Origin of the sequence: Nocardioides litoris, from assembly GCF_006346315.1 — a bacterium.
Classification (GTDB): Bacteria; Actinomycetota; Actinomycetes; order Propionibacteriales; family Nocardioidaceae; genus Nocardioides; species Nocardioides litoris.
In genome coordinates, this window is sequence record NZ_VDMR01000002.1 from 239,813 (window position 1) to 264,540 (window position 24,728).

General features: G+C 75.5%; 28 protein-coding genes, 3 tRNA genes and 1 riboswitch. Of the genes, 15 read left to right on the forward strand and 16 right to left on the reverse strand.

The genetic code is table 11. The annotated features are described in order from the left end of the window. Positions 1 to 144: 144 nt before the first annotated feature. A riboswitch (TPP riboswitch) is annotated at positions 145 to 251 on the forward strand. The 3 genes from thiM to thiD all read left to right on the forward strand — a co-directional run bounded on the left by thiM (position 241) and on the right by thiD (position 2,602). Then, the gene (gene thiM, locus FJQ57_RS09235; protein ID WP_139979525.1) at positions 241 to 1,059 is read left to right on the forward strand and encodes a hydroxyethylthiazole kinase; all 819 of its coding nucleotides are present in this window, start codon (positions 241 to 243) and stop codon (positions 1,057 to 1,059) included. It overlaps the preceding riboswitch by 11 nt. Continuing rightward, positions 1,056 to 1,709: a thiamine phosphate synthase gene (gene thiE, locus FJQ57_RS09240; RefSeq protein ID WP_139979527.1), complete on the forward strand. Its 654-nt coding sequence runs from the start codon at positions 1,056 to 1,058 to the stop codon at positions 1,707 to 1,709. Before thiM ends, thiE begins: the two co-directional genes overlap by 4 nt. Continuing rightward, positions 1,706 to 2,602, forward strand: coding sequence for a bifunctional hydroxymethylpyrimidine kinase/phosphomethylpyrimidine kinase (thiD, locus tag FJQ57_RS09245; protein ID WP_246081710.1), 897 nt, complete (start codon positions 1,706 to 1,708; stop codon positions 2,600 to 2,602). The genes thiE and thiD overlap by 4 nt, the downstream gene beginning before the upstream one ends. Here the strand turns inward: thiD and FJQ57_RS09250 are convergent. From FJQ57_RS09250 to FJQ57_RS09260, 3 genes are read right to left on the reverse strand one after another with little or no spacing between them, the layout of a single operon-like run. Next, entirely contained in the window at positions 2,562 to 2,984 is a 423-nt protein-coding gene (locus FJQ57_RS09250; protein WP_139979529.1) for a PPOX class F420-dependent oxidoreductase, read from the reverse strand. The two genes, thiD and FJQ57_RS09250, sit on opposite strands and share 41 nt — an antisense overlap. Then, positions 2,981 to 3,697, reverse strand: a complete 717-nt coding sequence (locus FJQ57_RS23280; RefSeq protein WP_139979531.1) for a GNAT family N-acetyltransferase — start codon at positions 3,695 to 3,697, stop codon at positions 2,981 to 2,983. The genes FJQ57_RS09250 and FJQ57_RS23280 overlap by 4 nt, the downstream gene beginning before the upstream one ends. 19 nt (positions 3,698 to 3,716) lie before the next feature. Continuing rightward, positions 3,717 to 4,415, reverse strand: a complete 699-nt coding sequence (locus FJQ57_RS09260; RefSeq protein ID WP_139979533.1) for a hypothetical protein — start codon at positions 4,413 to 4,415, stop codon at positions 3,717 to 3,719. A 294-nt stretch (positions 4,416 to 4,709) separates the two neighbouring features. Here FJQ57_RS09260 and FJQ57_RS09265 point away from each other — a divergent pair, with 294 nt between their 5' ends. Both FJQ57_RS09265 and FJQ57_RS23575 read left to right on the forward strand, forming a co-directional pair. Beyond that, positions 4,710 to 5,150, forward strand: a complete 441-nt coding sequence (locus FJQ57_RS09265; protein ID WP_139979534.1) for a hypothetical protein — start codon at positions 4,710 to 4,712, stop codon at positions 5,148 to 5,150. Between the two features lie 53 nt (positions 5,151 to 5,203). After that, positions 5,204 to 6,271 (forward strand): Ig-like domain-containing protein, encoded by a 1,068-nt coding sequence (locus FJQ57_RS23575; protein ID WP_139979536.1) that lies wholly within the window; start codon positions 5,204 to 5,206, stop codon positions 6,269 to 6,271. A 79-nt stretch (positions 6,272 to 6,350) separates the two neighbouring features. On the opposite strand, the gene FJQ57_RS09275 is transcribed toward FJQ57_RS23575, so the two are convergent. Together FJQ57_RS09275 and FJQ57_RS09280 are read right to left on the reverse strand one after the other, a co-directional pair. Continuing rightward, entirely contained in the window at positions 6,351 to 7,040 is a 690-nt protein-coding gene (locus FJQ57_RS09275) for a hypothetical protein (RefSeq protein ID WP_139979538.1), read from the reverse strand. Between the two features lie 80 nt (positions 7,041 to 7,120). Continuing rightward, the gene (locus FJQ57_RS09280) at positions 7,121 to 8,329 is read right to left on the reverse strand and encodes a PP2C family protein-serine/threonine phosphatase (RefSeq protein WP_139979540.1); all 1,209 of its coding nucleotides are present in this window, start codon (positions 8,327 to 8,329) and stop codon (positions 7,121 to 7,123) included. 150 nt (positions 8,330 to 8,479) lie between these two features. Here FJQ57_RS09280 and FJQ57_RS09285 point away from each other — a divergent pair, with 150 nt between their 5' ends. Continuing rightward, the gene (locus FJQ57_RS09285) at positions 8,480 to 9,451 is read left to right on the forward strand and encodes a hypothetical protein (RefSeq protein ID WP_139979542.1); all 972 of its coding nucleotides are present in this window, start codon (positions 8,480 to 8,482) and stop codon (positions 9,449 to 9,451) included. 441 nt (positions 9,452 to 9,892) lie between these two features. On the opposite strand, the gene FJQ57_RS09290 is transcribed toward FJQ57_RS09285, so the two are convergent. Beyond that, positions 9,893 to 9,965, reverse strand: a tRNA-Arg gene (locus FJQ57_RS09290). Positions 9,966 to 10,308: 343 nt separating this feature from the next. Between FJQ57_RS09290 and FJQ57_RS09295 the strand changes: the two genes are divergently transcribed. Together FJQ57_RS09295 and FJQ57_RS09300 are read left to right on the forward strand one after the other, a co-directional pair. After that, entirely contained in the window at positions 10,309 to 12,141 is a 1,833-nt protein-coding gene (locus FJQ57_RS09295) for a phosphoenolpyruvate carboxykinase (GTP) (protein ID WP_139979544.1), read from the forward strand. Between the two features lie 86 nt (positions 12,142 to 12,227). Next, positions 12,228 to 13,235: a phospholipase D-like domain-containing protein gene (locus tag FJQ57_RS09300; RefSeq protein ID WP_139979546.1), complete on the forward strand. Its 1,008-nt coding sequence runs from the start codon at positions 12,228 to 12,230 to the stop codon at positions 13,233 to 13,235. 59 nt (positions 13,236 to 13,294) lie between these two features. Here FJQ57_RS09300 and FJQ57_RS22405 read toward each other — a convergent pair whose 3' ends face one another. The 3 genes from FJQ57_RS22405 to FJQ57_RS09310 all read right to left on the reverse strand — a co-directional run bounded on the left by FJQ57_RS22405 (position 13,295) and on the right by FJQ57_RS09310 (position 14,327). Next, positions 13,295 to 13,432, reverse strand: a complete 138-nt coding sequence (locus FJQ57_RS22405; RefSeq protein ID WP_170219352.1) for a hypothetical protein — start codon at positions 13,430 to 13,432, stop codon at positions 13,295 to 13,297. A gap of 272 nt (positions 13,433 to 13,704) precedes the next feature. Then, positions 13,705 to 13,793 (reverse strand) — tRNA-Ser (locus tag FJQ57_RS09305). A gap of 81 nt (positions 13,794 to 13,874) precedes the next feature. Further along, positions 13,875 to 14,327 carry a hypothetical protein gene (locus tag FJQ57_RS09310; RefSeq protein ID WP_139979548.1) on the reverse strand — a complete coding sequence of 151 codons (453 nt, stop codon included), beginning with the start codon at positions 14,325 to 14,327 and terminating at the stop codon, positions 13,875 to 13,877. A gap of 101 nt (positions 14,328 to 14,428) precedes the next feature. Between FJQ57_RS09310 and FJQ57_RS09315 the strand changes: the two genes are divergently transcribed. The 3 genes from FJQ57_RS09315 (at position 14,429) to FJQ57_RS09325 (ending at position 15,235) form a co-directional block, all read left to right on the forward strand. Continuing rightward, on the forward strand, positions 14,429 to 14,815 hold the full coding sequence (locus FJQ57_RS09315) for a hypothetical protein (protein WP_139979550.1): 387 nt from the start codon (positions 14,429 to 14,431) through the stop codon (positions 14,813 to 14,815). A 72-nt stretch (positions 14,816 to 14,887) separates the two neighbouring features. Further along, positions 14,888 to 15,118, forward strand: coding sequence for a biotin/lipoyl-binding carrier protein (locus tag FJQ57_RS09320; RefSeq protein WP_139979552.1), 231 nt, complete (start codon positions 14,888 to 14,890; stop codon positions 15,116 to 15,118). Positions 15,119 to 15,150: 32 nt separating this feature from the next. Beyond that, positions 15,151 to 15,235: transfer RNA gene (locus FJQ57_RS09325), tRNA-Ser, on the forward strand. A 456-nt stretch (positions 15,236 to 15,691) separates the two neighbouring features. Here FJQ57_RS09325 and FJQ57_RS09330 read toward each other — a convergent pair. Together FJQ57_RS09330 and FJQ57_RS09335 are read right to left on the reverse strand one after the other, a co-directional pair. Then, a complete protein-coding gene (locus tag FJQ57_RS09330; RefSeq protein WP_139979554.1) occupies positions 15,692 to 16,873 on the reverse strand; it encodes a hypothetical protein in 1,182 nt (393 codons plus the stop codon). A gap of 11 nt (positions 16,874 to 16,884) precedes the next feature. Then, a complete protein-coding gene (locus tag FJQ57_RS09335) occupies positions 16,885 to 17,667 on the reverse strand; it encodes a carbon-nitrogen hydrolase family protein (RefSeq protein WP_342775377.1) in 783 nt (260 codons plus the stop codon). Between the two features lie 25 nt (positions 17,668 to 17,692). On the opposite strand from FJQ57_RS09335, the gene mobA reads away from it, so the two are divergent. The 4 genes from mobA to FJQ57_RS09355 all read left to right on the forward strand — a co-directional run bounded on the left by mobA (position 17,693) and on the right by FJQ57_RS09355 (position 20,449). After that, complete coding sequence (gene mobA / locus FJQ57_RS09340) at positions 17,693 to 18,274, forward strand: molybdenum cofactor guanylyltransferase (RefSeq protein ID WP_139979556.1); 582 nt, start codon at positions 17,693 to 17,695, stop codon at positions 18,272 to 18,274. A gap of 54 nt (positions 18,275 to 18,328) precedes the next feature. Beyond that, positions 18,329 to 18,709 (forward strand): DUF6457 domain-containing protein, encoded by a 381-nt coding sequence (locus FJQ57_RS22410; protein ID WP_170219353.1) that lies wholly within the window; start codon positions 18,329 to 18,331, stop codon positions 18,707 to 18,709. After that, a complete protein-coding gene (locus FJQ57_RS09350) occupies positions 18,706 to 19,680 on the forward strand; it encodes an NAD(P)H-quinone oxidoreductase (protein WP_139979558.1) in 975 nt (324 codons plus the stop codon). The genes FJQ57_RS22410 and FJQ57_RS09350 overlap by 4 nt, the downstream gene beginning before the upstream one ends. Positions 19,681 to 19,783: 103 nt before the next feature. Further along, positions 19,784 to 20,449, forward strand: coding sequence for a bacterial proteasome activator family protein (locus FJQ57_RS09355; RefSeq protein WP_139979560.1), 666 nt, complete (start codon positions 19,784 to 19,786; stop codon positions 20,447 to 20,449). A gap of 43 nt (positions 20,450 to 20,492) precedes the next feature. On the opposite strand, the gene FJQ57_RS09360 is transcribed toward FJQ57_RS09355, so the two are convergent. From FJQ57_RS09360 to serS, 5 genes are read right to left on the reverse strand one after another with little or no spacing between them, the layout of a single operon-like run. Next, positions 20,493 to 21,242 (reverse strand): hypothetical protein, encoded by a 750-nt coding sequence (locus FJQ57_RS09360; RefSeq protein ID WP_139979562.1) that lies wholly within the window; start codon positions 21,240 to 21,242, stop codon positions 20,493 to 20,495. 7 nt (positions 21,243 to 21,249) lie between these two features. Next, positions 21,250 to 22,035: an HAD family hydrolase gene (locus FJQ57_RS09365; RefSeq protein ID WP_139979564.1), complete on the reverse strand. Its 786-nt coding sequence runs from the start codon at positions 22,033 to 22,035 to the stop codon at positions 21,250 to 21,252. Further along, on the reverse strand, positions 22,035 to 22,574 hold the full coding sequence (locus FJQ57_RS09370; RefSeq protein WP_246081711.1) for a GNAT family N-acetyltransferase: 540 nt from the start codon (positions 22,572 to 22,574) through the stop codon (positions 22,035 to 22,037). The genes FJQ57_RS09365 and FJQ57_RS09370 overlap by 1 nt, the downstream gene beginning before the upstream one ends. Beyond that, entirely contained in the window at positions 22,571 to 23,446 is an 876-nt protein-coding gene (locus FJQ57_RS09375) for an HAD family hydrolase (RefSeq protein WP_139979566.1), read from the reverse strand. The genes FJQ57_RS09370 and FJQ57_RS09375 overlap by 4 nt, the downstream gene beginning before the upstream one ends. Further along, positions 23,443 to 24,714 (reverse strand): serine--tRNA ligase, encoded by a 1,272-nt coding sequence (gene serS, locus FJQ57_RS09380; protein ID WP_139979568.1) that lies wholly within the window; start codon positions 24,712 to 24,714, stop codon positions 23,443 to 23,445. The genes FJQ57_RS09375 and serS overlap by 4 nt, the downstream gene beginning before the upstream one ends. Positions 24,715 to 24,728 lie beyond the last annotated feature (14 nt).

Below are 24,728 nucleotides of genomic sequence, written 5' to 3' on the forward strand. Positions count from 1 at the left end.
TGGCTGCCCCGGGGGCCGACGGCTCCTGGGCTTCGTCGGTCCCGCCACTACGGCGACCCCCGGGGCCCCCGGCAACGGCCCACAGCGGCCCACCCCCACCCCTTCGGCGTACGCCGGCCGGCCCGGTCGAGCCGTAGGGTCGGAGCACACGGCGCGGGGCGCCGGGTCGGCCGTCGGGTCGGCTCCGGCTGAGAAGCACCCGTCGAACCTGTCTAGGTAGTGCTAGCGGAGGGACGCCAGATGACGAGTGCGATCGATCCTGCCCCCACGGGCGAGCAGGTGGGCGAGGTGGTCGAGGCGGTGCGCGCCGCGGCGCCCCTCGTGCACTGCATGACCAACAGCGTGGTCACCGGGTTCACGGCCAACGTGCTCCTCGCGGCCGGAGCCGCGCCGGCCATGGTCGACGCCGAGGAGGAGTCGGGGGTGCTGGCCGCCGTGGCGGGCGCGCTCCTGGTCAACCTCGGCACCGTCGACGAGCCCCGCGCGCGGGGCATGCGGGTCGCCGTCGCCGCAGCCCGCGACGCCGGGGTGCCGTGGGTGCTCGACCCGGTGGCCATCGGCGCCCTCCCCCTGCGCACCGCGCTCGCGGCCGAGCTGGTGGCGCGGGGCCCGGCCGTCGTGCGCGGCAACGCCTCCGAGGTGGCAGCCCTGGCCGGCGGCGCGGGCGGACGGGGCGTCGACTCGCTCGAGTCCCCCGACGACGTCGCCGACGTCGCGCGCGACCTGGCCGGCTCGACGCCGACGGTGGTCGCGACCAGCGGGCCGGTCGACCTGCTGACCGACGGCCGGCGCGTCGTGCGGGTCGACGCCGGCCACCCGTTGCTGACCCGGGTCACCGGGGTCGGGTGCGCCCTCGGCGCCCTCGTCGCCGCCTGCGCCGCGGTCACCGACGACAGGCTCGTCGCCGCCGCGGCCGCCACGACCTGGGTCTGCCTGGCCGGGGAGCGAGCGGCCGCAGGGGCCTCGGGACCCGGCTCGTTCGCCGTGGCGCTGCTCGACCACCTGGCCTCCCTCACCCCCGACGCGGTCGCCGCCCGGGCCACCGAGGCGCTGTCGTGAGGCCCCTCGACCCCACCCTGTACGTCGTCACCGACACCGCGCAGTGCGGCGGGCCCGACCGGGTCGTGGCCACCGTGGCCGCGGCCGTCGCCGGCGGCGCCACCGCGGTGCAGCTGCGCGACCCGGGCTCGACCACGCGCGACCTGGTCGCCCTCGCCGAGGCGCTGCTCGCCGTGACCCGCCCGGCCGGTGTGCCGCTGGTCGTCAACGACCGGGTCGACGTGGCCCTGGCCGTGGGCGCCGACGGGGCGCACGTCGGCCAGTCCGACCTCGACCCGGTGCGTGCCCGGCGGCTGCTCGGGCCCGAGGCGCACCTGGGCCTGTCGGTGAGCACGCCTGCGCAGGCGCGGGCCGCCGCGGCCCTGCCGCCGGGCACGGTCGACCTGCTGGGGGTCGGTCCGTTGCGGGCGACCAGCACCAAGCCCGACGCCGCCCCGCCGTTCGGCCCGGCCGGGCTGGCCGCGCTGTGCGCGGCGTCCACCCTGCCCTGCGTGGTCATCGGCGGCGTGACCGCGGCGGACGCGGCGCCCGCCCGGGCCGCCGGGGCGGCCGGGCTCGCGGTCGTGTCCGCGGTGTGCGGCGCGGCGTCGCCCGCCGACGCGGCGGCCGAGCTCGTCGCGGCCTGGCACGACGCCCGGGGCGCGGCGTGAGCGCCCGCACCCGGCCTGCCGGGCACCCCGTGGTGGCCCTGACCGTCGCCGGGTCCGACCCGAGCGGCGGGGCGGGGATCCAGGCCGACCTCAAGACCTTCGCCGCCCTGGGCGCCTACGGCTGCGCGGTGCTCACCGGGCTCACCGCCCAGAGCACGGTCGGGGTGCGTGAGGTGGCGGCCGTGCCCGGCGCGATGGTCGCGGCCCAGCTCGAGACGCTGCTCGACGACATCGCGGTCGACGCGGTCAAGATCGGCATGACCAGCAACGCCGAGGTGGCCCGGGCCATCGCCGCCGCGCTCGGCGGACCGACCGGCACCGGGGCGCCGGTCGTCCTCGACCCGGTCATGGTCGCCACCTCGGGCGACCGGCTCCTCGACCGCGAGGCCGAGCACGTGCTGCGCACCGACCTGCTGCCCCTCGCCGACCTGGTGACGCCCAACCTCGCCGAGGCCGCCGTCCTGCTCGGTCGCGAGCCCGCCCGCACGGCCGCCGAGGCCGCCGACCAGGCCACCGCCCTGCTCGACCTCGGCCCGACCTGGGCCCTGGTCAAGGGCGGCCACCTGCCGGGCGCGGAGGCCGTCGACCACCTCGCCGGGCCCGGCGGCGAGCGGCACGCGCTGGCCTCACCACGCGTGGTGACGAACAGCACCCACGGCACGGGCTGCACGCTGTCCTCGGCCTGCGCGGCCCTGCGCCCGACGTACGCCGGGGCCGGGGGCTGGCCCGCGACCGTGCGCGCGGCCAAGGACTACCTGCACGCCGCCCTCTCCGCCGCCGACGACCTGGTCATCGGCGGGACCGGCCACGACCCCGGGCCCTACCGCGGCCACGGGCCGGTGCAGCACGCCGTCAGGACGGGGCGACCGGCGCCGAGACGCGCTCGGGCGTGACCTCCAGCAGCACCCGGTCCTCCTCGACCACCGAGCGCCGGAAGTCGTCCCAGTCCTCGTGCTCGCCCGACGCCCGCCGGTAGTACTCCACCAGCAGGTCCACCGCCTCCGGCACCCGGTGGACGACGGTGGTGCCGTCGACGTGCAGCCACGGCGCGTACCAGGCGTCGCTGACCAGGCACAGGGTCGCGCGCGGGTCGCGGGCCAGGTTGCGCGCCTTGGCCGAGCCCGCCCGGGCGGAGATCCACAACGTCTCGCGCGGCGAGGTCGTCACCGTGATCGGGGAGGACTGCAGGCTGCCGTCGCGGCGTCGCGTCACCAGCACCGCGCGGTGCTGGTCGGTGGCGTGGTCGAGGGCGGCGCGGACGAGGTCGTCGGTCACCCCACCACTGTGCCTGGCACCTCCGGCACCCGGAACCCGGAGAAGAGGACCGGGCGACGGACGACGGACCCGAGGCGCTCGTAGAGGGCCCGGGCGGGGTTGCCGTCGACGACGTGCAGGAAGACCCCGTCGCCCCGGGCCGCGGCCCCGGCGGCCAGGACCGCGACGAGCCGGCCGGCCAGGCCGCGGCCGCGCGCCTCCGGGGCGGTGCACACCGCGCTGAGCTCGGTCCAGCCCGCGGGCCGCAGCCGCTCACCGGCCATCGCGACCAGCGAGCCGTCGACCCGCACCCCGACGTACCGGCCGAGCTCGAGGGTCCGCGGCCCGAACGGGCCCGGCCGGGTGCGCTCGACCAGGTCGAGGGCGTCGCCGACGTCGGCGCGACCGAGGTCGACCACCTCCCCGTCGTACGACGAGGGGCCGGCCGGCCCGGCGCGGTCGAGGACCATCTGCACGCCGGCGAGCCGGAAGACCGGTTGCCAGTCCGGCGGCGGCCCTACCTCGGCCGAGAACAGGTCGGCCAGCGCGCCGGGTCCGAGCAGGCCGGCGAGGTCGGCCCAGTCGGCCGGGCCCGCGTCGGGCGGGAGCGCGGCGAACGTCGCCACGCCCGCGGAGTACGTCGCCGCGCGGCCGCGCGAGCGGGCCAGGGCCCGGTGGGCGCCGGCGAGGGAGGCGGCGACCGCGGCGTCGAGCGGGTGCGGGGCCGGGGTCACCCGAGCATCGTGCCGGGCGTCAGCGGCGCCGCGAGCGGGGCCGTCGACCGCGCGCGACCGCGCCGGCGCCGACCAGCAGCAGGGCGGCGCCCAGCGCCAGGAGCCACAGGGCGGGCCCGCCCGTCCCGGGCAGGTCGATGCCGGTGCCGTCGGTGCCCGCGTCGGCCCCGGTGGCCGGCGAGACGGCGCCGCCTCCGGGACCGGTGCCCCCGCCCGAGGCCAGCACGGCCCCGGGGTCGGCCCCCGGCGCGCCCTGCTCGGGGTCGTTGGCCGCGCCGCTCTCGTCGAGCACGCCGGCCCGCGCCCCGGCCGATCCGCGGCAGCCGGCGGCCCGGGAGGGCTCGCGCGGCGTGAAGACCGCCGTGACGCCGTACCGACCGGGCACGGTCGCACGCGGCCCGTCGACGGTGACGGAACCGCCGTCGTAGGGCACCTCGCTGGAGCGGAGCGTGCGGCCGTCCCGGTCGAAGGTGACGCTGAAGCGGCCCTGTGCCGGCACGTTGCCCGGCAGGGTCGCGCCCACCGTCGCCCGCAGCACCCCGGAGGCGGTGGTGCGCAGGGCGACCGAGCAGGTCGACGGCACCGTGCCTCCGTAGCCGTCGGCCGCCGCGGCGGGTCGAGGCGCGAGGGCACCCGCGGGCAGCGCGAGCAGCAGCGCCACGGCCGCGGCCAGGACGGCGAACGGCAGGCGGGAGGGGCGGGGGGAGTGGGGGGTCACGGGACGCACCGGGGGGAGGCGTGGACAGGGAGCCCCTCTGTTGTACCCCGCCACCCGGCTCCGCACCACCGGAACCGCACCGGTCTAGCCCGCCCGTCGCCCTGCGGCGCGTGCGCTCGCGCGCGCCGGGCCGCGCACCGGGCCGCGCCGCTGACAACCCGCTGGCAGTCGCTGCTCGCCCACGGCAAGGGCGCGGCAAGCCCGTCGACCCAGGCTCGGGCCGTCCCACCACCGTCCCGCCACCGCCCCGGCACCGTCCCGCCCCCGGGCACCGCGACCGAGAGGAAACCCCCGATGCTCCACCGCTCCGCCCCCCGCCGCGGCCTGGCCGCCGCCGCCCTGCTGCTCGCCCTGGCCGGGTGCGGCTCCGGCGACGTGGCCGGGGACCTGGCCGACGTGCCCGAGGAGTGCGCCGCCGCCTTCCCGGCGGCCCTCGTGGCCGCCGACCTCGCCGACGTCACGCTGCGCCCGGCCGACTTCCCGGAGCCGCCCGTCGAGGCCACCCTCTGCGAGACCAGCCAGATGCTGGACGGCTCGGCCGAGATCGCCGGCTACGCCACGACCTCCGACGCCGACGCGGTCCTCGACGGCTACGAGACCGCGCTCGCGTCGTACGACGTCGTGCGCGAGGACCGGGGAGCCGGCGACACCGTCTCGGCCGACCTCGGCGGCGTGGGCGTCGAGGTCTCCGCGCCCGTCGAGGGCCGCTTCTCCGTCACCTTCATCGCCTCCTGACCCGCCACCGCCCACACCGAGCACCCGAACACCCGACACCGAAGGAACCCGCCATGCGCACCACCCGATCCACCCTCCGCACCACGCTCGCCGCGGCGGCCCTGCTGCCGCTGCTCGCTGGCACGGTCAGCACGGCCGCGACGGCCGCCACGCCCACCGCTGCGACCGAGGCCGCACCCACCACCGTCCAGGCCCAGGCGGCCGGCGAGTGGCAGGACGGCAAGCACGACGAGGACCAGGTCATCGACTTCGTCACCGGCAGGCCCGGCACCGGCATCAGCGCCAACGTGGGGTGGCGCGGCAACGGCGACCGCGTGCCCCAGGTCGGCGAGACCTTCTACGTCCGCGCCTACGCCGGCCTGGTCTCCCTCCCGGCCAGCGGCAAGGCCGCCGTGCTGCCGGAGTTCCTGCTCCCGGCCGGCCTCGAGTACGCCGACGACACCGCCCCGGTCCGCTGGTCCTTCACGCCGAGCGGCCAGTCGACGGTCCTGCGGGAGGACCAGCTCACCTACGACCGCGGCACCAACGGTGGCGTCCTGTTCGGCACGCCCGACGGCCAGCCGTGGACCGTGCGCCAGGGCGACGTGCTGGAGATCCAGGTCCCGGTCCGCGCCACCAGGGAGCTCAAGGGCCCGGCCACCCAGCAGCCCGAGTGCCAGGACCGCCGCGACGGCCGGGCGCCCTGCCCCGTCGCGCAGTCCGGTGACCACCTGCAGGTCGCCTTCACCGTCGGCGGGCACGGCGGCACCAAGTCCTACGTGACGCCGTACGTCGGCCTGTTCGCCAGCAAGCCGGGCTCCGGCAACCCGGGCAACCCGGGCAACCCCGCGCCGGCGGTCAGGGCCGCGTCCAGCACCGGGGCCGGCTTCGTGGTCAGCCGCACCAAGCGCGGCCGCGCGGTCGTCACCGTGCGCAGCTCGCGCACGCCCACCGGCCGCGTGGTCGTGCTCGACCGGGGCCGCCAGGTCGGCGCCGCCACCCTGACCGCCGGCCACGCGGGTCGGACCAGCATCGCGCTCCCGAAGCTGCGCCGCGGCAAGCACGTCCTCGTGGTCCGGTACGCCGGGTCCGGCACGGTCAAGCCGTCGCAGTCGGCTCCGCGCCGGGTCACCGTCCGCTGAGCCGGGCCGGCACCCCACCCGCAGCAGCACACGGCCCCCCGACGACTGGTCGGGGGGCCGTGCGGCGTCGGGGTCGGGCTCAGGTGTTGACGGCGATCCGGGCGACACCGACCTTGACCTCGCCGCTGAGGTCGTCGATGCCGAAGGTGTCGTTGAGCAGCTGGGCCGCGCCCTCGTCGAGGAACACCCCCGAGCCCTGCAGCACGACCTCGTCGGCGTCGGCCGAGAGGTCGGGCTCCTCGAGCGTGGTGCCGTCGAGGGTGAAGATCCGCACGCTGGTCGCGGCGACGTCGCCGTCGACGGCCACGTCGCCGTACACGACCGAGGCGACCGGGTCGACGTCGAAGTTGCCGATGGTCACGGTGGTGCCGCCGGCCTCCAGGTTGAGGCCGGAGTTCTCGTGCTGCACCTGGCCGACGACGTAGTCGGGGGTGGAGCCGGGCTCGAAGAGGCCGACGTTGCCGCCGGTGATCGGGAACGACGCGACGCCGTCCTGGACCTTGGCGTCGCGGAAGGGTGACGGGGTCACCTTCAGCGCGGTCAGCGCCTCGACGAACCCGGCGTCGAGGGCGACCTCGGTCGTGCCGCCGTTGGTGCTCAGGTCGTCGATCTGGGCGAGGTACTCGATGGGTCCGGACGACTCGCTGGAGCTGCTGCTCTCGGAGCTCGAGTCGTTGTCGTTCTCGCTGCCGCAGGCCGAGAGCGGCAACGCGACCAGTGCGAGGCCGGCGAGACCGGCGAGCAGACGGCGGGTGGGGATGGCGTTCATGGATGGAGCTCCTGTCAGAGGGAACCCGTCATTCGGAGCCGACGCCCGTCCGGATGTCTCGCGGATGCCTCCCGGGGCTCTCAGGAGTCAGCGCCGCCCGACGTGCGCCGGCTGGTGGTGCCGCCGTGCCAGTCCAGGATCACGAAGGTCGCGTCGTCCTGCGGCGTGCCGACGTGGTCGCGGAACGCCGCCGCCAGGTCCTGGGCGGCGTTGCGCGGGTGCTCGCCCGCACCCCGGCGCAGCAGGCCGTCCAGGTCGAGGTCGGAGGCCGACCGCTCGAACATGCCGTCGGTCAGCAGCACCAGCCGGTCACCGGGCTGCAGCTCGACGTCGTGGACGGCGTACCCCTGGCGGTCGCGGGGCAGCGGCATCCCGAACGGTGGGTCCGGTGGCACGTCGAGGTGCACGACCTCGCCGTCGCGGACCCGGCGCACCTGCGGGTGGCCGGCGTTGACGACCCGGCACGCCACGCCGCCGTCGGCCCGACCGGCCCCGGTGAGCGGCAGCTCGAGCAGCACGCCGGTGGCGAACTGCTCCCCCGTGCTGTGCCGGTCGAGCACCCGGTGCGCCTCGTCGGCCTGCTCCTGCAGGTCGGCGCCCTGGCGGCGCACGTTGCGCAGCGCGTTGACGGTGAGGGTGGCCAGCACCGCGGCCCGGACGTCGTGGCCCACGGCGTCGACGAGACCGACCGAGAGGCGGTCGGCCGAGGCGATGTAGTCGAAGGTGTCGCCCCCGGCCGTGCTGCTCGGCTCCAGCCAGCCGGCGAGCGAGAACGACCCGCCCTCGCACACGAAGGCCTGCGGCAGCAGCCGCCGCTGGATCTCTATGGCCAGGTCGAACGGCTCGGACCGCCGGGCGGTCTCGTAGGCGTCGGTGTGCCGCTGGTTGGCCACCGTGAGGTAGCCCAGCAGGTGGGCGACGGTGGCCAGCTCCCGGCCGAACCCGTCGCCGCGGCGCTGCGCTCCGGGGTGGACCTCGAGCAGCCCGAGGGCGTCGCCGCGCACGGTCACCGGCACCCACCAGCGGCCGTCGTCCGACTCGTCGGGCCCGACGACGCGCTGCTCGCGCCAGGCACGGGAGACCGGACCGGCGTGCGTGGACCGCTGCTCCCCGTCGGAGAGCCGGAGCAGGGCCTGGCCGGCGGCGTCGGCGATCCGGTAGTCGACCCCGGCCACCCCGAGGCTCTCCTCCAGGTGCCGGGCCACGGTCGGGACCGCCTCGGCCGGCGAGGCGTCCTCGGCCGCGGCGAGCAGGGTGCCGAGCTCGAGGCCCGTCGGTGCGTCGTGCATGCGCCGATCATCGGGGCGTGCGCGGCGAGGGCCAAGGCGACCACGGCCCCGCGCGGCGATCGGGGCCTCCATCACCCCGACGGGTGCAGCCGACCGCGGCCCGACCGTCGGCCGGGGGTTGCCCGCCCGGCGGCGGGGTACGACGCCGCCGTGACTGCGACGCACCTCACGGGTGACATCACGACCTTCCTCGCTGCCCTGGGCCGGCCCGAGCCCGACCCGGCCGTCCAGGCGGTGCTCGAGCGTCTCGGCGGCTCGCCGGACGTCGAGTCCTTCTCCGACGGCCCGGGCCGTCGGGGCCGCTACCTGTCCTTCCCCGACGCCGGGGTGGAGCTCCTCGTCGAGCAGGACCTGGTCGAGGCGGTCTTCGTCCACCTCACCGACCACGAGGACGGTGCGGCCCACGCCGACCCCGCGGCCCTCGTCGTCGGGTGGCCGGACCCGCCCGACCGCGAAGCGGTCCGCGCCCTCCTCGGCGCGCCGCTGGGCTCCTCCGAGGACCCCGCCTGGGACCTCTTCGCCCTGGACGACCGCTTCGCCAACGTCTCCTTCGACCTCGACGGCTCGGTCACGCGAGTGACGCTGGTGGCGACCGAGCCCACCGTGCTGCAGACCGCGCCCCGCCCGGTGACCCCGGCGGGCACGATCGAGCCGCCCTTCGGCGGCATCGAGGACTTCATCGAGTCCGTCGGCGAGCTGGCGACCGACGACGTGCTGCACCTGCTGGTCGTCGTGACCGGCACCGAGCCGGGGATGTCGAGCGAGGTCGAGGAGCGCGACGGCGTCGAGTGGCTCTCGGTCGGCCTCCGCGGGGTCGACCTCCGGCTCCGCGACGGCTGGCTGGCCAGCGCCGTGGTCCACGTCTCCCCCGACCGCGAGGCCCACCCCAGCCCGGGTGACCTGGTCGACGGCCTCCCCCTGCCGGCGTCCCGCGACACCGCCCACCAGGCGCTGGGCGTCCCCGCCGGCTCCGACGACACCTCCGACCTGTGGCACCTCGCCGCCCGCGGGACGGCTGCGGGCCGCGACCTCGACCTGCGCATCGACTACCGCGACGAGCAGACCATCGCGTTGGCCATCGTCCAGCGCGGCGTCGACCTGTCCTGGACCCGATCGGGCTGAGGCCGGGGTCGGGCCGGCCGGCGAGGTCCTGCCGCCCCACCGGGTGGCTCGGGCGGCCGTGGCCCGCCCGCATGCTGGAGACGTTCTCGAGTGACCTCACCGCCTCCGGGTGGTCGTCCACCCGCGCAGGGTGATCGAGAGCCCGCCCCCCTGGCCGGTCCCGCTGGCCTGGGGGCGGCCCACACCCTGGGACCGTGCCCGGGGTCCGGCACCCGGGCGTCGGTGCCCTCTCCGGGGCCCACCGCTGCGGGCTGGTCCTCGGACGTGAGCCGGAGGTCCGGGACGGTCGTGGGTTGGCGCCGGTGCCGGTGCGGAGGATGTCGCACCACGGGCGCAGAGCGGGTGCGTCCGGACCGGCGGTGGGTCGGCTCCCGGGCGTGGACCCCGGACGCACGACAGGCCATCAGCGCCGGAGCGGTGATGGCCTGTGCAGGAGTCCTGCGCGCCTGTAGGGATTCGAACCCCAAACCTTCTGATCCGTAGTCAGATGCTCTATCCGTTGAGCTACAGGCGCTCGTCCGCTGCTGCACCAGGGGTGCCGTGCGGACTGGTCGAGGATAGCCGAGACGACCGGAGCGGCCCAATCGGGATGTCACGGCCGACCCTCGAGCCGGCGCCGCTTTTGTCCGTAAATCGGCCAAAAACCGCGGTGTGACGCGGGCCACGGACCTTGGATCGTGCCAATAGGTGGCGCCGAAAGAGCGGCGTTAGCCTCCCAGGAACCGAGGTCGCTCGCAACGGAGCACGCGACTGCAGATCGTCTCAAGAACACCGTCGACACGCTCGACGGCCGGCCGGTGGGGCCAGCCAGTCCGGACCCTCCGCGTCGCGAACCCGCGAGAGGGAACCCACACCGCATGACTGCCACCCAGGACCGCTCCACCGATCCCACGGCGGGCGCCCCGACGACCCACCAGGGCATCCTCGACTTCGTCGCCGAGGTCGCCGCGCTCACCCAGCCCGACCGGATCCAGTGGTGCACCGGGTCGGACGAGGAGTGGACCGAGCTGACCGACGCCCTCGTCGGCACCGGCACCTTCACGCGGCTCAACCCCGAGATCAAGCCCAACTCCTTCCACGCCGCCAGCGACCCGATCGACGTCGCGCGCGTGGAGGACCGCACCTACATCTGCTCGGTCGACGAGAAGGACTGCGGCCCCACCAACAACTGGATGGCGCCGGAGGAGATGAAGGACCGCATGCGCGGTCTGTACGCCGGCTGCATGCAGGGCCGCACGATGTACGTCATCCCCTTCGTGATGGGCCACCTCGAGGCCGAGCAGCCGATGTTCGGCGTCGAGCTCACCGACTCCGCCTACGTCACGGTCTCGATGCGGGTCATGGCCCGCATGGGCTCCGCGGTGCTCGAGCGCATGACCGAGCTCGACGCCCCCTTCGTGCAGGCCATCCACTCCGTCGGCCACCCGCTGGCCGAGGGCCAGGCCGACGTCTCCTGGCCGTGCAACGACACCAAGTACATCGTGCAGTTCCCCGAGGAGCGCGCGATCTGGTCCTTCGGCAGCGGGTACGGCGGCAACGCGCTGCTCGGCAAGAAGTGCTACGCGCTGCGCATCGCCTCGGTGATGGCGCGCGACGAGGGCTGGCTGGCCGAGCACATGCTCATCCTCAAGCTCACCAGCCCCGCCGGCGTCACCAAGTACGTCGCCGCCGCCTTCCCCAGCGCCTGCGGCAAGACCAACCTGGCCATGCTCAAGCCGACCATCCCGGGCTGGAAGGTCGAGTCCATCGGCGACGACATCGCCTGGATGCGCATCGGCGAGGACGGCCGCCTGTGGGCCGTCAACCCGGAGTACGGCTTCTTCGGCGTCGCGCCGGGCACCAACGAGCACACCAACCCGCACGCGATGGCCACCATCAACAAGGGCAACTCGGTCTTCACCAACGTCGCGCTCACCGACGACGGCGACGTGTGGTGGGAGGGCCTGGAGAACCCGCCCGCCAAGGCCACCTCGTGGAAGGGCGAGGAGTGGACCCCCGAGTCCGACTTCGTCTCCAGCCACCCCAACAGCCGCTACTGCACGCCGATCAAGCAGTGCGACATCCTCGCCCCCGAGTACGACGACCCGCGCGGCGTCCCGATCGACGCGATCCTCTTCGGCGGCCGCCGCAAGACGACCATCCCGCTGGTCTTCGAGGCCCGCGACTGGACCCACGGCACCTTCCTCGGCGCGACGCTGTCCTCGGAGACCACCGCCGCCGCGGTCGGCGCCACCGGCGTCGTGCGCCGCGACCCGATGGCCATGCTGCCGTTCATCGGCTACAACGCCGGGCACTACTTCGGCCACTGGATCAACATCGGCAAGGACAACGACGCCTCCAAGCTGCCGCGGATCTTCTACGTCAACTGGTTCCGCCGCGACGACGAGGGCGGCTTCCTGTGGCCCGGGTTCGGCGAGAACAGCCGCGTGCTGAAGTGGGTCGTCGAGCGCATCGACGGCCAGGCCGCCGCGGTCGAGACCCCCATCGGCCACGTGCCGGCGCCGGGCTCGCTCGACACCGACGGGCTCGACATGAGCGAGGAGGCCCTGGCCGCCGCGCTGCACGTCGACCCCGAGGAGTGGAAGGCCGAGCTGCCGCAGATCCAGGAGTGGTTCGAGAAGTTCGGCGACGACCTGCCCGCCGTGCTCTGGACCGAGCTCGACGGCCTCCGCGCCCGCCTGGAGGCCTGAGCGCCCCGCACGCACCGCGCGACGTCGTACGGCCCCTCACCCCGAACCCGGGGGTGGGGGGCCGTCGTCGTCGATACGATCGCCGGGTGACCCACGGCCCCGACGAGCGCGCCTTGTTCGCCGACGCCGGAGCCACGTTGTACGACGAGGCGGTGGCCGAGGAGGGCATCGCCGAGCACGATCCGCGCATCGCCGACGGCGGCCCGGAGAAGCGGGCCTTTGACCTGCTCGTCGAGCTGGGCCTGCTGCAGCTCGACCGGGAGCTCGGGCGCTGGCTGCCCGAGGACCCCGCGACCGTGCAGTCGCGCGTCGTCTCGCCGCTGAGCCAGCAGGCCGCCCAGCTGCTGGAGGAGTCGACGCAGTGGGCGCGCACGTTCGGCGCGCTGAGCCAGTCCTGGCGCCGCTCCCCGATGTCGCAGGCCCGCGGGCCGTTCACCTACCTGCGCCACGGCGCGATCGGGCCGTTCCTGGCCGGGCTGGTCTCGGAGTGCGAGGAGGAGATGCTCACCGCGCAGCCGCAGGCCGGCCGCGACGCGGCGTCGCTGGCCGCCGCCGCCCTGCGCGACACCGCGATGCTCGAGCGAGGTGCCAAGATGCGCACGCTCTACCAGCACAGCGCCCGGCGCAGCGCCTTCACGGCCAAGTACGTCGCCGCGGTCAGCGAGCGCGGCGCCGAGGTGCGCACCCTCGACGAGTTCTTCAACCGGCTCATCGTCGTCGACCGCCGGGTCGCGGTGATCCCGGCCAACGACGACCTCACCACGGCCGTCGTCGTCCGCGAGCCGTCGGTGCTGGCCTACCTCGTCGACATCTTCGACCGCACCTGGGAGCGGGCCCGACCGTTCACCAACAAGGAGACGACCACGCTCAAGGGCATCGCCGCCGAGCAGCGGGCGATGACGATCCGGATGCTCATCGAGGGCCACTCCGACCCGGTGAGCGCCAAGCGGCTGGGCGTCAGCCCCCGCACGTACGCCGGCTACGTGGCCGACCTCAAGGCGGAGTACGAGCAGGAGACCCGCTTCCAGCTCGGCTACGCGATGGGCCAGGCCGGGGTCTCGGGGCACGAGCCCGTGGACGACGACGACGCCTGACCCGTCGGGCCAGGCGTCGTGCGTCGGTGGGCGGCCGGAGCCGCCTCAGGGGAGGTCGGTCAGCGACCGGGGCGGCAGCTGCCGCCACAACCCCAGCTGGAGTCACCGGCGTGGGCCGCGGGGGCGGCGATGCCGACGACGGAGGCGCCGAGGAGGGCGGCGGCCACGGTGAGGCCGAGCTTGCGAGCGATGTTCATGGTTGTCTCCACACTTCGGGTCTCGGGCCCACGGAATGGCCCGTGATCGTATTCTCGCGGTCGTCGGGGACGTTGTCCGACGATCGGCTCTGCAGGTTCGTGCAATGCGAGGACGTGCAACACCCTGCAGGCCGAGTCCCGCGCGTCGCGGGCCCGTCCTCCGGCCCGGCGACCTCTTCACGGTATCCCGGGAACCCCGGTCTGCACCACTGGTGCAGACCAGTGGTCGGCCGGGTGCCCGCCGCCAGTCTGGCTGGCGGCGGACCCCGCGGCGGAGGCGGCGGGATTTGAACCCGCGATGGGTATTACCCCAAACCCGCTTAGCAGGCGGGCGCCATAGACCTGACTAGGCGACGCCTCCTCGCCGCACGGATGCGGCGGGAGCAGGCTACAAGGCCGGGTCGACCCGCGGCCAATCGGATGCGCGCCCGACGAGCCCGGGTCAGCCCTCGCGCCGGGCGGCGGCGAGCCGGTCGCGCACGTCGTTGGCGAAGTCGTCGCGGTCGGCGGCCAGCAGCCCCACCGGGATCGACGTCGTGGTGCCGTCGGTGCGGGTCAGCACGACGCACGGCACGTCGCGGGGGTGCGCCACCGCTGCCTCGCTGACCTCGTCCCACCGCCCGCGGGCCACGCCGGCCCCGCGCACGAAGCGCACGTCGTAGCCGGTCGCGGTCAGCCGGACGACGTAGGCCCGGGAGCGCAGCCACGACGCGCCGCCGAACACCCCGACCAGGCCGAGGACCACGACCACGACGATCGTGTCGGGCGGCCAGCCGAGCGCGGCCGAGACGACGACGTAGGCGAACACCACGAGCGCCAGCAGCACCAGGCCGAGCCCGACCAGGCGGGCCGCGAAGGCCGGCGAGAGGCGGTAGTCGGCCGTGCTGTCGTCCACGGGACCATTGTCCCCGAGGGCGGGGGCCGCCGTCTTGCCACCCTCACCACCGGGGCGTCATGCTCGTGAGCCCGGTCACACCAGGCTCACCAGGAGGTGTCGTGCCCACGACCAGCGCCGGCCTCACCGCCGCCCTGCGCGGCCTCGCCGCGGCCAACGAGGCGCCACGCCGCGACGGCCCGAGCCTGGGCAGCTGGCGCTGGACCATGCGCCAGCGCATGGGCGCCGTCCGCGACGCCCTGCTGGAGGAGACCGGCCAGGCCTCCGGCGACGGCTGGCTGGCCGCCCGTGGCGGTGCCGCGTTCCGCGAGCGCAACGCCCTCCTCATGCGGCTCGGCGCCCTCGGAACCCGGGTCCTCGAGGACGCCGACGTGCCCGCCGTGCGCGCCGAGGTCGCCCGCCTCGTCGCCGACGTCACCCGCCACCTCCAGCGCGTCCACGACCTCGCCTACGACGAGGTCGAGATGGAGCTCGGCGGCTCCGAGTAGGCCGGGGTGGGCCCGGGTGGGCCCGGGTCGGTCCGAATCCGCCTACCCGGGGGTAATGGCTACGGTCGACCCATGGCCCGGGAGCAGCGTGTCGACGTCGTCGCCGAGATGGTCGCCAACGTGCTCGAGGTGCTCGTGCAGCCCGGCGCCGCCGTCGCCGTCGGCGACGAGGTCGCCCTGCTGGAGTCGATGAAGATGGAGATCCCCGTCGTCGCCGAGCACGCCGGCACCGTGCTCGCCGTCAAGGTCGCCCCCGGCGACGTCGTCCAGGAGGGCGACGTCCTCATCAGCCTGAGCGCCTAGACTCCCTGCCGTCCGGTGCACGCACCGGGCGAGGAGGGGTGCCGGAGCGGCCGATCGGAACCGCCTTGAAAGCGGTCGTGGGGAGACCCACCGCGGGTTCGAATCCCGCCCCCTCTGCGTTGATTGGTCGAGGCTGTCCCGGCCCGCTGCCGCGGGCCCGCGCCACCTGGAACCGCTGCCGCCGGCCTGGCCCGGCGGGCCCTCCGGCAGCTGGGGCCGGGCCACCTCGACGTGCGCCCTGGGGCCCGGTCCTGCTGTGGCCCGGGCGCCTCCTGGTGGGTTGCGTCCCGGTGGTTGCGTCCCGGTGGTTGCGTCCCGGTGGTTGCGTCCCGGTGGTTGCGTCCCGGTGGTTGCGTCCGGTGGTTGCGTCCCGTGGTTGCGTCCACGGTGGTCGAGGAGGTTCCGCCAGGAACCGTCTCGAGACCACACGACCTTGACCTCGGACGTGGTCTCGAGACAGGCGCCAGGGCGCCTTCCTCGACCACCGTGGGGCCCGGTCCGCCCGTCGGTCGGAGGGGGCTGGGCCGGCTGGGCTCGAGGCGGAGGCCCACCGTGGGCCGGTCCGTCCGTGGGTCAGAGGAGGGGTTGGGCGCGGGTGGGCTCGGGGCGGAGGGCGTGGGCCTGCTCGTCGGCGCGGCTGCGACGACCGCGGGAGCCGCGGGTGGAGCCGGTGAGGAAGAGGTCGAGGCGGATGACGACGAACCCGATCACCAGACCGACCACGAGGCCGTAGAGCACCGACAGGCCGCTCTCGGTGCGGGAGATCGTCGGGTTGACCAGGGCGTTGGCGACGGCCGAGGTGGCGGCGGCGCCGAAGGCGCAGACCCACCAGCCCTGACGACGGCGCGCGCGCATGTGGCAGCCGTAGGCCAGGGCCGGGATGCCGAGCACCGACTCGATCGGCCGGGGGAAGGCGCCGAGCTCGGCCCGGCTCCAGCGCACCCCGTCGAGCAGCGAGGTGACCAGCTCGGGCTCGCCGTACCGGCGCAGCAGCTCGGCGTACAGCAGGGTCACCGTGAGCACGACGCCGCCGATCACGACGATGAGCACCCCGCGGCGGCCGAGGCCGTGCAGGCCCGCGCCGAGGCGGTAGACGACCGCGAACGCCCCGGCCAGGGCCAGGCCGAACGTGGCGTACTCGAAGCGGGTGACCGTGAGCGTCGGCTCGAAGCCGAGCACCGCCACCGCACCGACCGCGGCCACGGCCACGGCCACGACGCACTCGCGGGCGGCGCGCCAGTAGGTGACGGCCGGGACCGTCGTCATCACGCCCAGCACCGCGGCCACCACGGCCGTCATCACGGCCGCGCCGGTGCGCAGCGAGGGTTCGTCGAGGACCAGCACGACCGTGCCGAGCACGGCCGCGAGCGTGCCGAAGACGACCGGGCGGCCGCCGGTGCGGGCCGCCAGCGCCCAGGAGTACGCCGAGACCACCACGACGCTGCCCGCGCTGCCGAGCCAGATCGGGCCGACCGGCACCATCGCCGCGACCAGCGCGGCCAGACCGACCAGCACCAGGACGCCGAGCGCCACCCGCGGCCACCGCGACCCGGCGAGGGCGGAGACCCGGTCCTCGAGCGAGCGCCGGTCGCGGTGTGCGTCGGGCTCAGGCTCCTCGACGGGAGCCGACGGCCCGACCGCGGGGTCGGCAGCGGGCTCGACAGGGGGCTCGACGGTGGTCGTCGGCGGGAGCTCGGTGCCGTGCGCCGGGGTCGGGGGGACCCCCGCCCGACGACGACCCGCTGACCTGGACACGTCGGCCGAGGTTACAGCCGACGGTTGCGCAGCGACGGGTTGGTGCGGCGTGCCTCGTCGAGGACCTCGCGGCGCAGCTCGGCCCGCACCACCTCGGGGCCGTCGCCGGCCTCGACGAGCACGTCGCCGAGCGGGTCGACGACCGTGGAGTGGCCGCAGTAGCGCGGGCCGGGCTGGGCCGCGGCGACGACGTACACGGTGTTCTCGATCGCCCGGGCGCGGGCGAGGGTGCGCCAGTGGTCGACCTTGCGGGGGCCCGCGACCCAGGCGGCGGGCACGACGAGCACCTCGGCACCGGCGTCGACGAGCATCCGGGCCATCTCGGGGAAGCGCAGGTCGTAGCAGGTCATCAGGCCCACGGCCCACCCGTCGACGGTCACGACCACCGGCGCGGGGTCGCCTGCCAGCAGCCGGTCGGACTCGCGGTAGCCGAACGAGTCGTACAGGTGGACCTTGCGGTAGGCCTCGGTGTGGCCGCAGCCGCGGACGACGAGGGTGTTCCAGGGTCGTCCGGCGTCGGCGCTGGTCTCGAACATGCCCGCCACCAGGGTCGTCCCGACCCGGTCGGCCACCGCCGCCAGCTCGGTCGCGAACGGGCCGGTCACGGCCTCGGCGTACGGGCTGACGTCGGAGCCGGCCTCCCCGAAGTCGCGGGCGAAGGCCTCGGGCCACACGACGAGGTCGGCGTCGTCGGGGGTGAGCGCGGCCAGGCGGGCCCGGTTGGGCCCGGGCTCGAGGCCGGAGGCCTCCTGCACCAGGGCGACGCGCATCACGCCGCGAACGTCAGAGGTCACCGCTCCAGGGTGGCACGCTGGTGGCGTGGCCTCGGACGCTCTCCTGGACTCCTACTGCGCCGTCGTGCTGGCCGGCGGCCGGGCGACCCGGCTCGGCGGGTTCGACAAGGGCAGCGTCGAGGTCGGCGGGCGCTCGCTGCTCGCGCACGCCCTCGAGGCCGTCGTCGACGCCGCCGAGGTCGTCGTCGTCGGCGACCAGGCCTACGCCGACCGGCCGGTCACCTTCGTCGTCGAGGACCCTCGCCACGGCGGCCCCGTGGCCGGGCTGCTCACGGGCGTCGACTCCCTGCTGCGGCGCACCCGCACCGTGGTCGTCCTGGCCGTGGACATGCCGCGGGTCACCCCGGCCACCATCCGGCGGATGCAGGCCGCGGCCGAGGGCCGGGACGGCGCGGTGCTCGTGGGGCCCGACGGCCGACGGCAGCTGGCCTTCGTCGTCGACCGGGAGCGGCTCGAGGCGGTGCGGCCGGACCGCGAGGCCCAGCACGGCCACGCCGTGCACCGGCTGCTCGCGCGCCTCGACCTCGCCGAGGTGGCGGCCATCGGCGAGGAGCACCGCGACGTCGACACCTGGGCCGACCTGCGCGACATCGCCGAGCCCCGGTGATGACCACCCGGTAGCGGTTGCGGCGCGAGCCTCCTCGTGGCCAGGGTGGGACCCGTGAACCTCCACGACTGGATCGACGAGCTCAGCGACGTGCTCGACCTGGAGACCGAGGTCGACGAGGGCCTGCTGGCCGACCTGGACGAGCTGGTCCACGACAGCGTCGGCCGCGGGTCGGGGCCGGTCGCCACCTACCTGCTGGGGTACGCCGCCGGCAGCCGCGCCGCCGGGCCGGCGGACGTGGAGCGGATGGCGGCCGCGGCCCAGGCGCTGGCCGAGGGCTGGGACCGACCGGCCGACGCGCCCGACCCGGACGACGTCGACGACGACGTGCCCGACGACCGCGGGATCGACCACACGGGCGACCTCGCCGACGCCGGGGACGCCACCGGGGGCGGCACCGGGGACGACACCGACGACGAGGGGGACGCACGATGAGGGCGGTCGTGGCCGACGGGGCCGGCGGGCCGGAGGTCCTCTCGGTCCAGGAGGTGCCCGACGTGCACCCCGGGCCGGGCGAGGTGGCGCTGGAGGTGGCCGCCACAGCGGTCAACCGGGCCGACGTGCTGCAGCGGCAGGGGCACTACCCGCCGCCCGAGGGGGCCAGCGAGGTGATCGGCCTCGAGTGCAGCGGCACCGTCGCCGAGGTCGGCGAGGGCGTGACCGGCTGGGCCGTGGGCGACGAGGCGTGCGCGCTGCTGGCCGGCGGCGGGTACGCCTCGCGGGTCGTCGTACCGGTCGGGCAGGTGATGCCCGTGCCCGACGGGGTCGACCTGGTGACCGCGGCCGCGCTGCCGGAGGTGGCGTGCACGGTGTGGTCCAACGTGTTCATGGTGGCCGGGCTGAAGCCGACCGAGTCGTTCTTGGTCCACGGTGGGGCCGGCGGCATCGGGACGTTCGCGATCCAGCTGGCCCACGCACTGGGGTCGCAGGTGCTGACCACCGCCGGGTCGGCCGACAAGCTGGCCTTCTGCGCCGACCTCGGCGCGGACGTGACGATCAACTACCGCGACCAGGACTTCGTCGAGGTGGCCCGCGAGGCCACGGGCGGCGGCGTCGACGTGGTGCTCGACAACATGGGCGCCTCCTACCTCGGCCGCAACGTCAGCGTGCTCGCGCCCGAGGGCCGGATCGTCGTCATCGGCATGCAGGGCGGCAGCAAGGGCGAGCTCGACCTCGGCAAGCTGCTCGCCAAGCGGGGTGCGGTCATCGCCACCTCGCTGCGCGGACGCCCGCCCGAGGGCAAGGCCGCCATCTGCGCCTCGGTGGTCGAGCACGTCTGGCCGCTGGTCGCCGACGGGTCCGTGCGCCCGGTGGTGGGCACGACGATGCCGCTGGAGGACGTGCAGCGCGCCCACGAGCACCTCGACTCCGGCGACAACACCGGCAAGATCGTCCTGACCCTCTGACTGACCTGCCCGACCTGCCCGACCTGCCCGGCCCGCCCGGCCCGCCCGACCTGGCCCGGGCGGGTGGGCTGGACCGTCACCCCGGCTGGCTACGGTGGGAGCCATGACCGAGGAGCAGCAGCCCCCGTCGGACGACGCCCCCGAGGGCGAGGACCAGCAGGTCGTCATCATCGGCCCCGACGGCACCGCGATCGGCGCCGTCCCCGCCTCGGCCCTGGTGGCCCAGGGCGGCGTGCCCGCGGCCGGCGGCGGGTCGTCCGACGACGACGGTGACGACGACGGCGAGGAGCGCAGCCTGGCCGACCTGGTGGAGCAGCCGGCCAAGGTGATGCGGATCGGCAGCATGATCCGCCAGCTGCTCGAGGAGGTGAAGGCCGCGCCCCTCGACGAGGCCAGCCGCGCCCGCCTCAAGGAGATCCACGCCTCCTCCATCTCCGAGCTCGAGCAGGGCCTCGCCCCCGAGCTGGTCGAGGAGCTGCAGCGCCTCTCGCTGCCCTTCGCCGAGGGCACCACGCCGTCCGAGGGCGAGCTGCGGATCGCGCAGGCCCAGCTCGTCGGGTGGCTCGAGGGCCTTTTCCACGGCATCCAGACCGCGATCTACGCCCAGCAGCTGGCGGCCAAGGCGCAGTTCGAGCAGATGCGCCGCGCCCTGCCGCCCGGGATGGTCATCCCCGGCGGCCAGCCGGGCCAGCCCGGTGTCCAGCCCGGTCAGGGCGGGCGCCCGACCTCCGGCGACGACGACTCCCGCTCGGGGGGCATGTACCTCTAGCCCGGTGCGGGACGGCGTCGTCGAGACGTCGTCGGCGCGAGGGTCAGCGCTGGCGGCCGAGGCGGCGGGCGACGAGGAGCCCGAGGCCGCCCACGATGAGGATCGCGAGGCCGGGGGCCGCCATCCGGGCGACGTCGTCGCCAGGGGCGAGCGCGTCGCAGGAGGCGGCGTCGTCGAGGTCGGCGGCGTCGCGGGTGTCGGGGCACAGGAAGCCCACGTCGGGGACGGCGCCGGTGCCGCCGTCGGCGGTGCCGCCCTCCCGGCCCGGGGGCCTGCCGTCGCCGAGGCCGTTGAGCACGGTGGCGGTCGCGAGCGTGACGCCGTCGCACCCGGCGACCGCGAAGCGGCCGTCGTCGGGGGTCGTGGCGAAGAGCCGCAGCTGCTTGTCGATGCCCTGGCCCGGCTCGGCGGGTGCGGTCGTCGTCGGTGAGGACGGGGTCGGGTTGCCGGGCGCCTGCTCCTGCTGGGCCCCGCCCGAGCCGCCCGAGCCGGTGCTGCCGCCCTGCGAGCCGGTGCGGCACCGCTCCAGGGCGACGGGCGAGGTGACCGTGACGCGGCGGTCGACGTCGCCCTCGCCGTACACGAGCTCGACCTCGACCTGGTAGCGGCGCAGCGTGCGACCGTCGTCGACGAACGTGGTCGGCGGGCGCACGAAGGTGCCGGTGAAGACCACCCGCTGCTCGGCCGGGGCCGTGGGCTGCGGGGTCGTCGTGGCGTGGGCCGCCGGCACCGAGCCGCCCGCGGCCAGGGCCACCAGGGCGCCGGACGCGAGGGCGCGCAGGACGGGGTTCACGCGCACATCACACCAGGTCGGGGGTGATCGGGACCAGCCGGGCCAGCGTGCGGGCGACCCCGTCGGCGTCGTTGGCGGGAGCGGTGTGGTCGGTCGCCTCGAGCACGGTGGGGTGGGCGTTGGCCACGGCGTACGACGTGCCGGCCCAGCCCAGCATGGGCAGGTCGTTGGGCATGTCGCCGAACGCCACGACGTCGGCGGCGGCCACGCCCAGGTCGGCGGCCACCTCGGCCAGCGCGGAGGCCTTGGTGACGCCCGTGGCGCTGATCTCGACCAGGCCCGGCATCGACCAGGTCACCGTGGCCAGGCCACCGACGGCGGCGGCGACCTGGTCCTGCAGCGCCTCCGGCTCGAGCCCCGGCGCGCGGACCAGCACCTTGGTCACGCCATCGCTCCACACGTCGGCGAGCGGCCCGACGCGGTCGGTGCGCGACTCGTCGACGAACCCCGGCTCCGCGGCCAGCCCGTCGAGGTCCTCCAGCCCCATCAGCGCACCCGGGACGCCGGCGCGGACCGCGGCCATCACCCGGTCACCAGCGTCGCGCTCGATGCCGCGCAGCCGCCGCACCTCGCCGGCCCCGACGTCGTAGACGACGGCGCCGTTGCCGAGGACCGCGACGCCGTGGGCGCCGACCATGGAGAACAGGTCACGCATCCAGCGCAGCGGCCGCCCGGTGACGAAGACGACCGGCACGCCGGCCTCCTCCACCGCGGCCAGCACCCGCCGGGTCGCGCCGGAGACCGTGCCGTCGGAGCGCAGCAGGGTGCCGTCGAGGTCGGTCGCGGCCAGCATCAGGCGCCGCCCGCACGGTCGGGCAGCGGCCGGGCCATGACGAGCAGACCCTCCTCGTCGCTGCCGCGCAGCTCGGTGAATCCCGCCTTGGCCAGCACCCGGACGCTGGCCCGGTTGCCGGCCTCGGTCCGCGCCCGCACGCGTACGCCGAGCCGGTCGGTCTCCGCGAGCACCGCCCGCAGCGCCTCGGTGGCCAGCCCCCGCCCGCGCACCTCGGGCACGAGGCCGTAGCCGACCTCGGCCTCGCCGTCCTCGGGCGGGCCGAAGAAGCCGATGGAGCCGACGGCGAGGTGGCCGAGCACCACGTGGCGCGGCCCCCACGGGCTGCCGTCCCGGGCGAGGAAGGCCGCGTCGACGTCGTCGGTGCGGGGGTAGTCGGGGTGCCAGCGGTCCTGGCGCCGGCCCTCTCGCATGTCGGCGGCGTCGGTGGGGGTCACCAGGATCAGCCGGAGCCGCTCGGTGGCCAGCCGCTCGGCCGGTCCCGCCGGGCTCGCCGGGCTGTCCGGGCTTTCCGGGCCCGCCGGGCCCCCGTCGGTCACGAAGGGAACCAGCGGCCGAGCTCGGCGGCCGCGCCGTCGTCGTACACGGTGCCGGTGACGTCGTCGGCGGCCTCGCGGACGGCCTCGACGGCCTGGCCCATGGCGACGCCGCGGCCGGCCCAGGCGAGCATCTCGACGTCGTTGCGGCCGTCGCCGACCGCGAGCACGTCGGCGGCCTCCAGGCCCACCTCGCGGCACACGTGGTCGAGGCCGGAGGCCTTGGAGACGCCGACGGGCGTGAGGTCGAGCCAGGCGGTCCAGCCGACGACGTAGTCGGTGCCGTGCAGGCCGAGGTCCTCCGAGAGGGCCACGAAGTCGTCGGCCGTCGCGTCGGGGTCGCGGATGATGACCCGGCTCACCGGCCGGCTGATGAGCTCCTCGAGGTCGGTGACGATCATGTCGCCGGCCAGCTCGCCCTCGGGGAACGGCGTGGTGACGCGGTAGCCGCTGCCGCGCTCCTCGACCGCGACCCGGGCCCCGGGACGCTTCTCCAGCACGGCACGCACGGCCGGGCCGGGGTCGAAGGTCTCCTCGTGCACGACGTCGATCTCGTCGTCGCCGACGCGGTAGCGGAAGATCACGGCGCCGTTGGAGGCCACCACCCACAGCCGGTCGTCGCCGCCGGCGTCCGGCCGCCCCCGCAGGTCGAGCAGGTCGGCGATGCCGGTCATGTCGTGCGGCGACCGGCCCGAGGAGAGCACGACGTGGGCGCCGGCGTCGAGGGCGCGGTGCACGGCGTCGTACGTCGCGGCGGTGACCTGCTCGTAGGTCGTGCCGCCCCCCTCGACCCAGGCCAGGAGGGTGCCGTCGATGTCGAGCGCGACGAGCCCGGGGCGCCAGCCGTCGGCGCCGGGCGCCGGGGTGCCGGTCATGCGAGCGGCTCGAGGACCTCGAGGCCGCCGAGGTAGGGCTGCAGGGCCTGCGGCACCCGCACCGACCCGTCGGCCTGCTGGTGGGTCTCGAGCAGCGCGATGATCGGCCGGTTGGTCGAGCAGAGCGTGCCGTTGAGGGTGGCCACCGGGGTCGTCTCGCCGCTGCTGCCCGCGCGGGTGCGGATGTCGAGGCGGCGGGCCTGGAAGTCGGTGCAGTTGGAGGTCGACGTCAGCTCGCGGAAGCGCTCCTGGCTGGCGATCCAGGCCTCGCAGTCGAACTTGCGCTGCGCGGAGGTGCCGAGGTCGCCCGCGGCCACGTCGATGACGCGGTAGTGCAGCTCGAGGGCGTCCATGAACTCCTTCTCCCAGGCCAGCAGCCGCTGGTGCTCGGCGAAGGACTCCTCGACGGTGGTGTAGACGAACATCTCGACCTTGTCGAACCAGTGCACCCGGAAGATGCCGCGGGTGTCCTTGCCGTGCGAGCCGGCCTCCTTGCGGAAGCAGGAGCTGAACGCGGCGTACCGCTGCGGCAGCGAGTCGGCCGGGAGGATCTCGTCGGAGTGGAAGGCCGCGAGCGGGACCTCGGAGGTGCCGACGAGGTAGAGGTCCTGGCCCTCGATCCGGTAGACGTCGTCGGCGGCCTGGCCGAGGAAGCCGGTGCCCTCCATGGCCCGCGACTTCACCAGCGCCGGGGCGACGACCTCGGTGAACCCGTTGGCCGCGGCCATGTCCATCGCCATCGTGACCAGTGCGCGGTGCAGCCGGGCGCCGATGCCGGTGAGGAAGTAGAAGCGCGAGCCCGAGACCTTGGCGCCGCGCTCGAGGTCGAAGGCACCGAGCATCGCGCCCAGCTCGACGTGGTCGCGCGGGGTGAAGTCGAACTCCGGCTTGGTGCCGACCGTCTCGAGCACGACGTAGTCGTCCTCGCCACCCTCGGGGGCCTCGTCGGCCGCCGGGTTGGGGATCGACAGCACGGCGTCGTTCCAGGCCTCCTCGGCGGCGACCCGGGCGGCCTCGGCCTCCTTGACCTCCGCGGCCAGGGCGCGGGTCTGCCCGAGCAGCTCCTGCTTCTCCTCGCCCTGCGCCTTGGCGACTTGGCCGCCGAGCCGCTTCTGCTCCGCGCGCTTGGCCTCGTACGACGCGATGGCGGCCCGCCGGTCGGCGTCGGCGGACAGGGCGCGGTCGACCACCTCGGCCGACAGGCCGCGCTTGGCCTGGGCGGCTCGGACGCGGTCGGGGTCGTCGCGCAGGAGGCGGGCGTCGATCATGGGGCCGAGGCTAG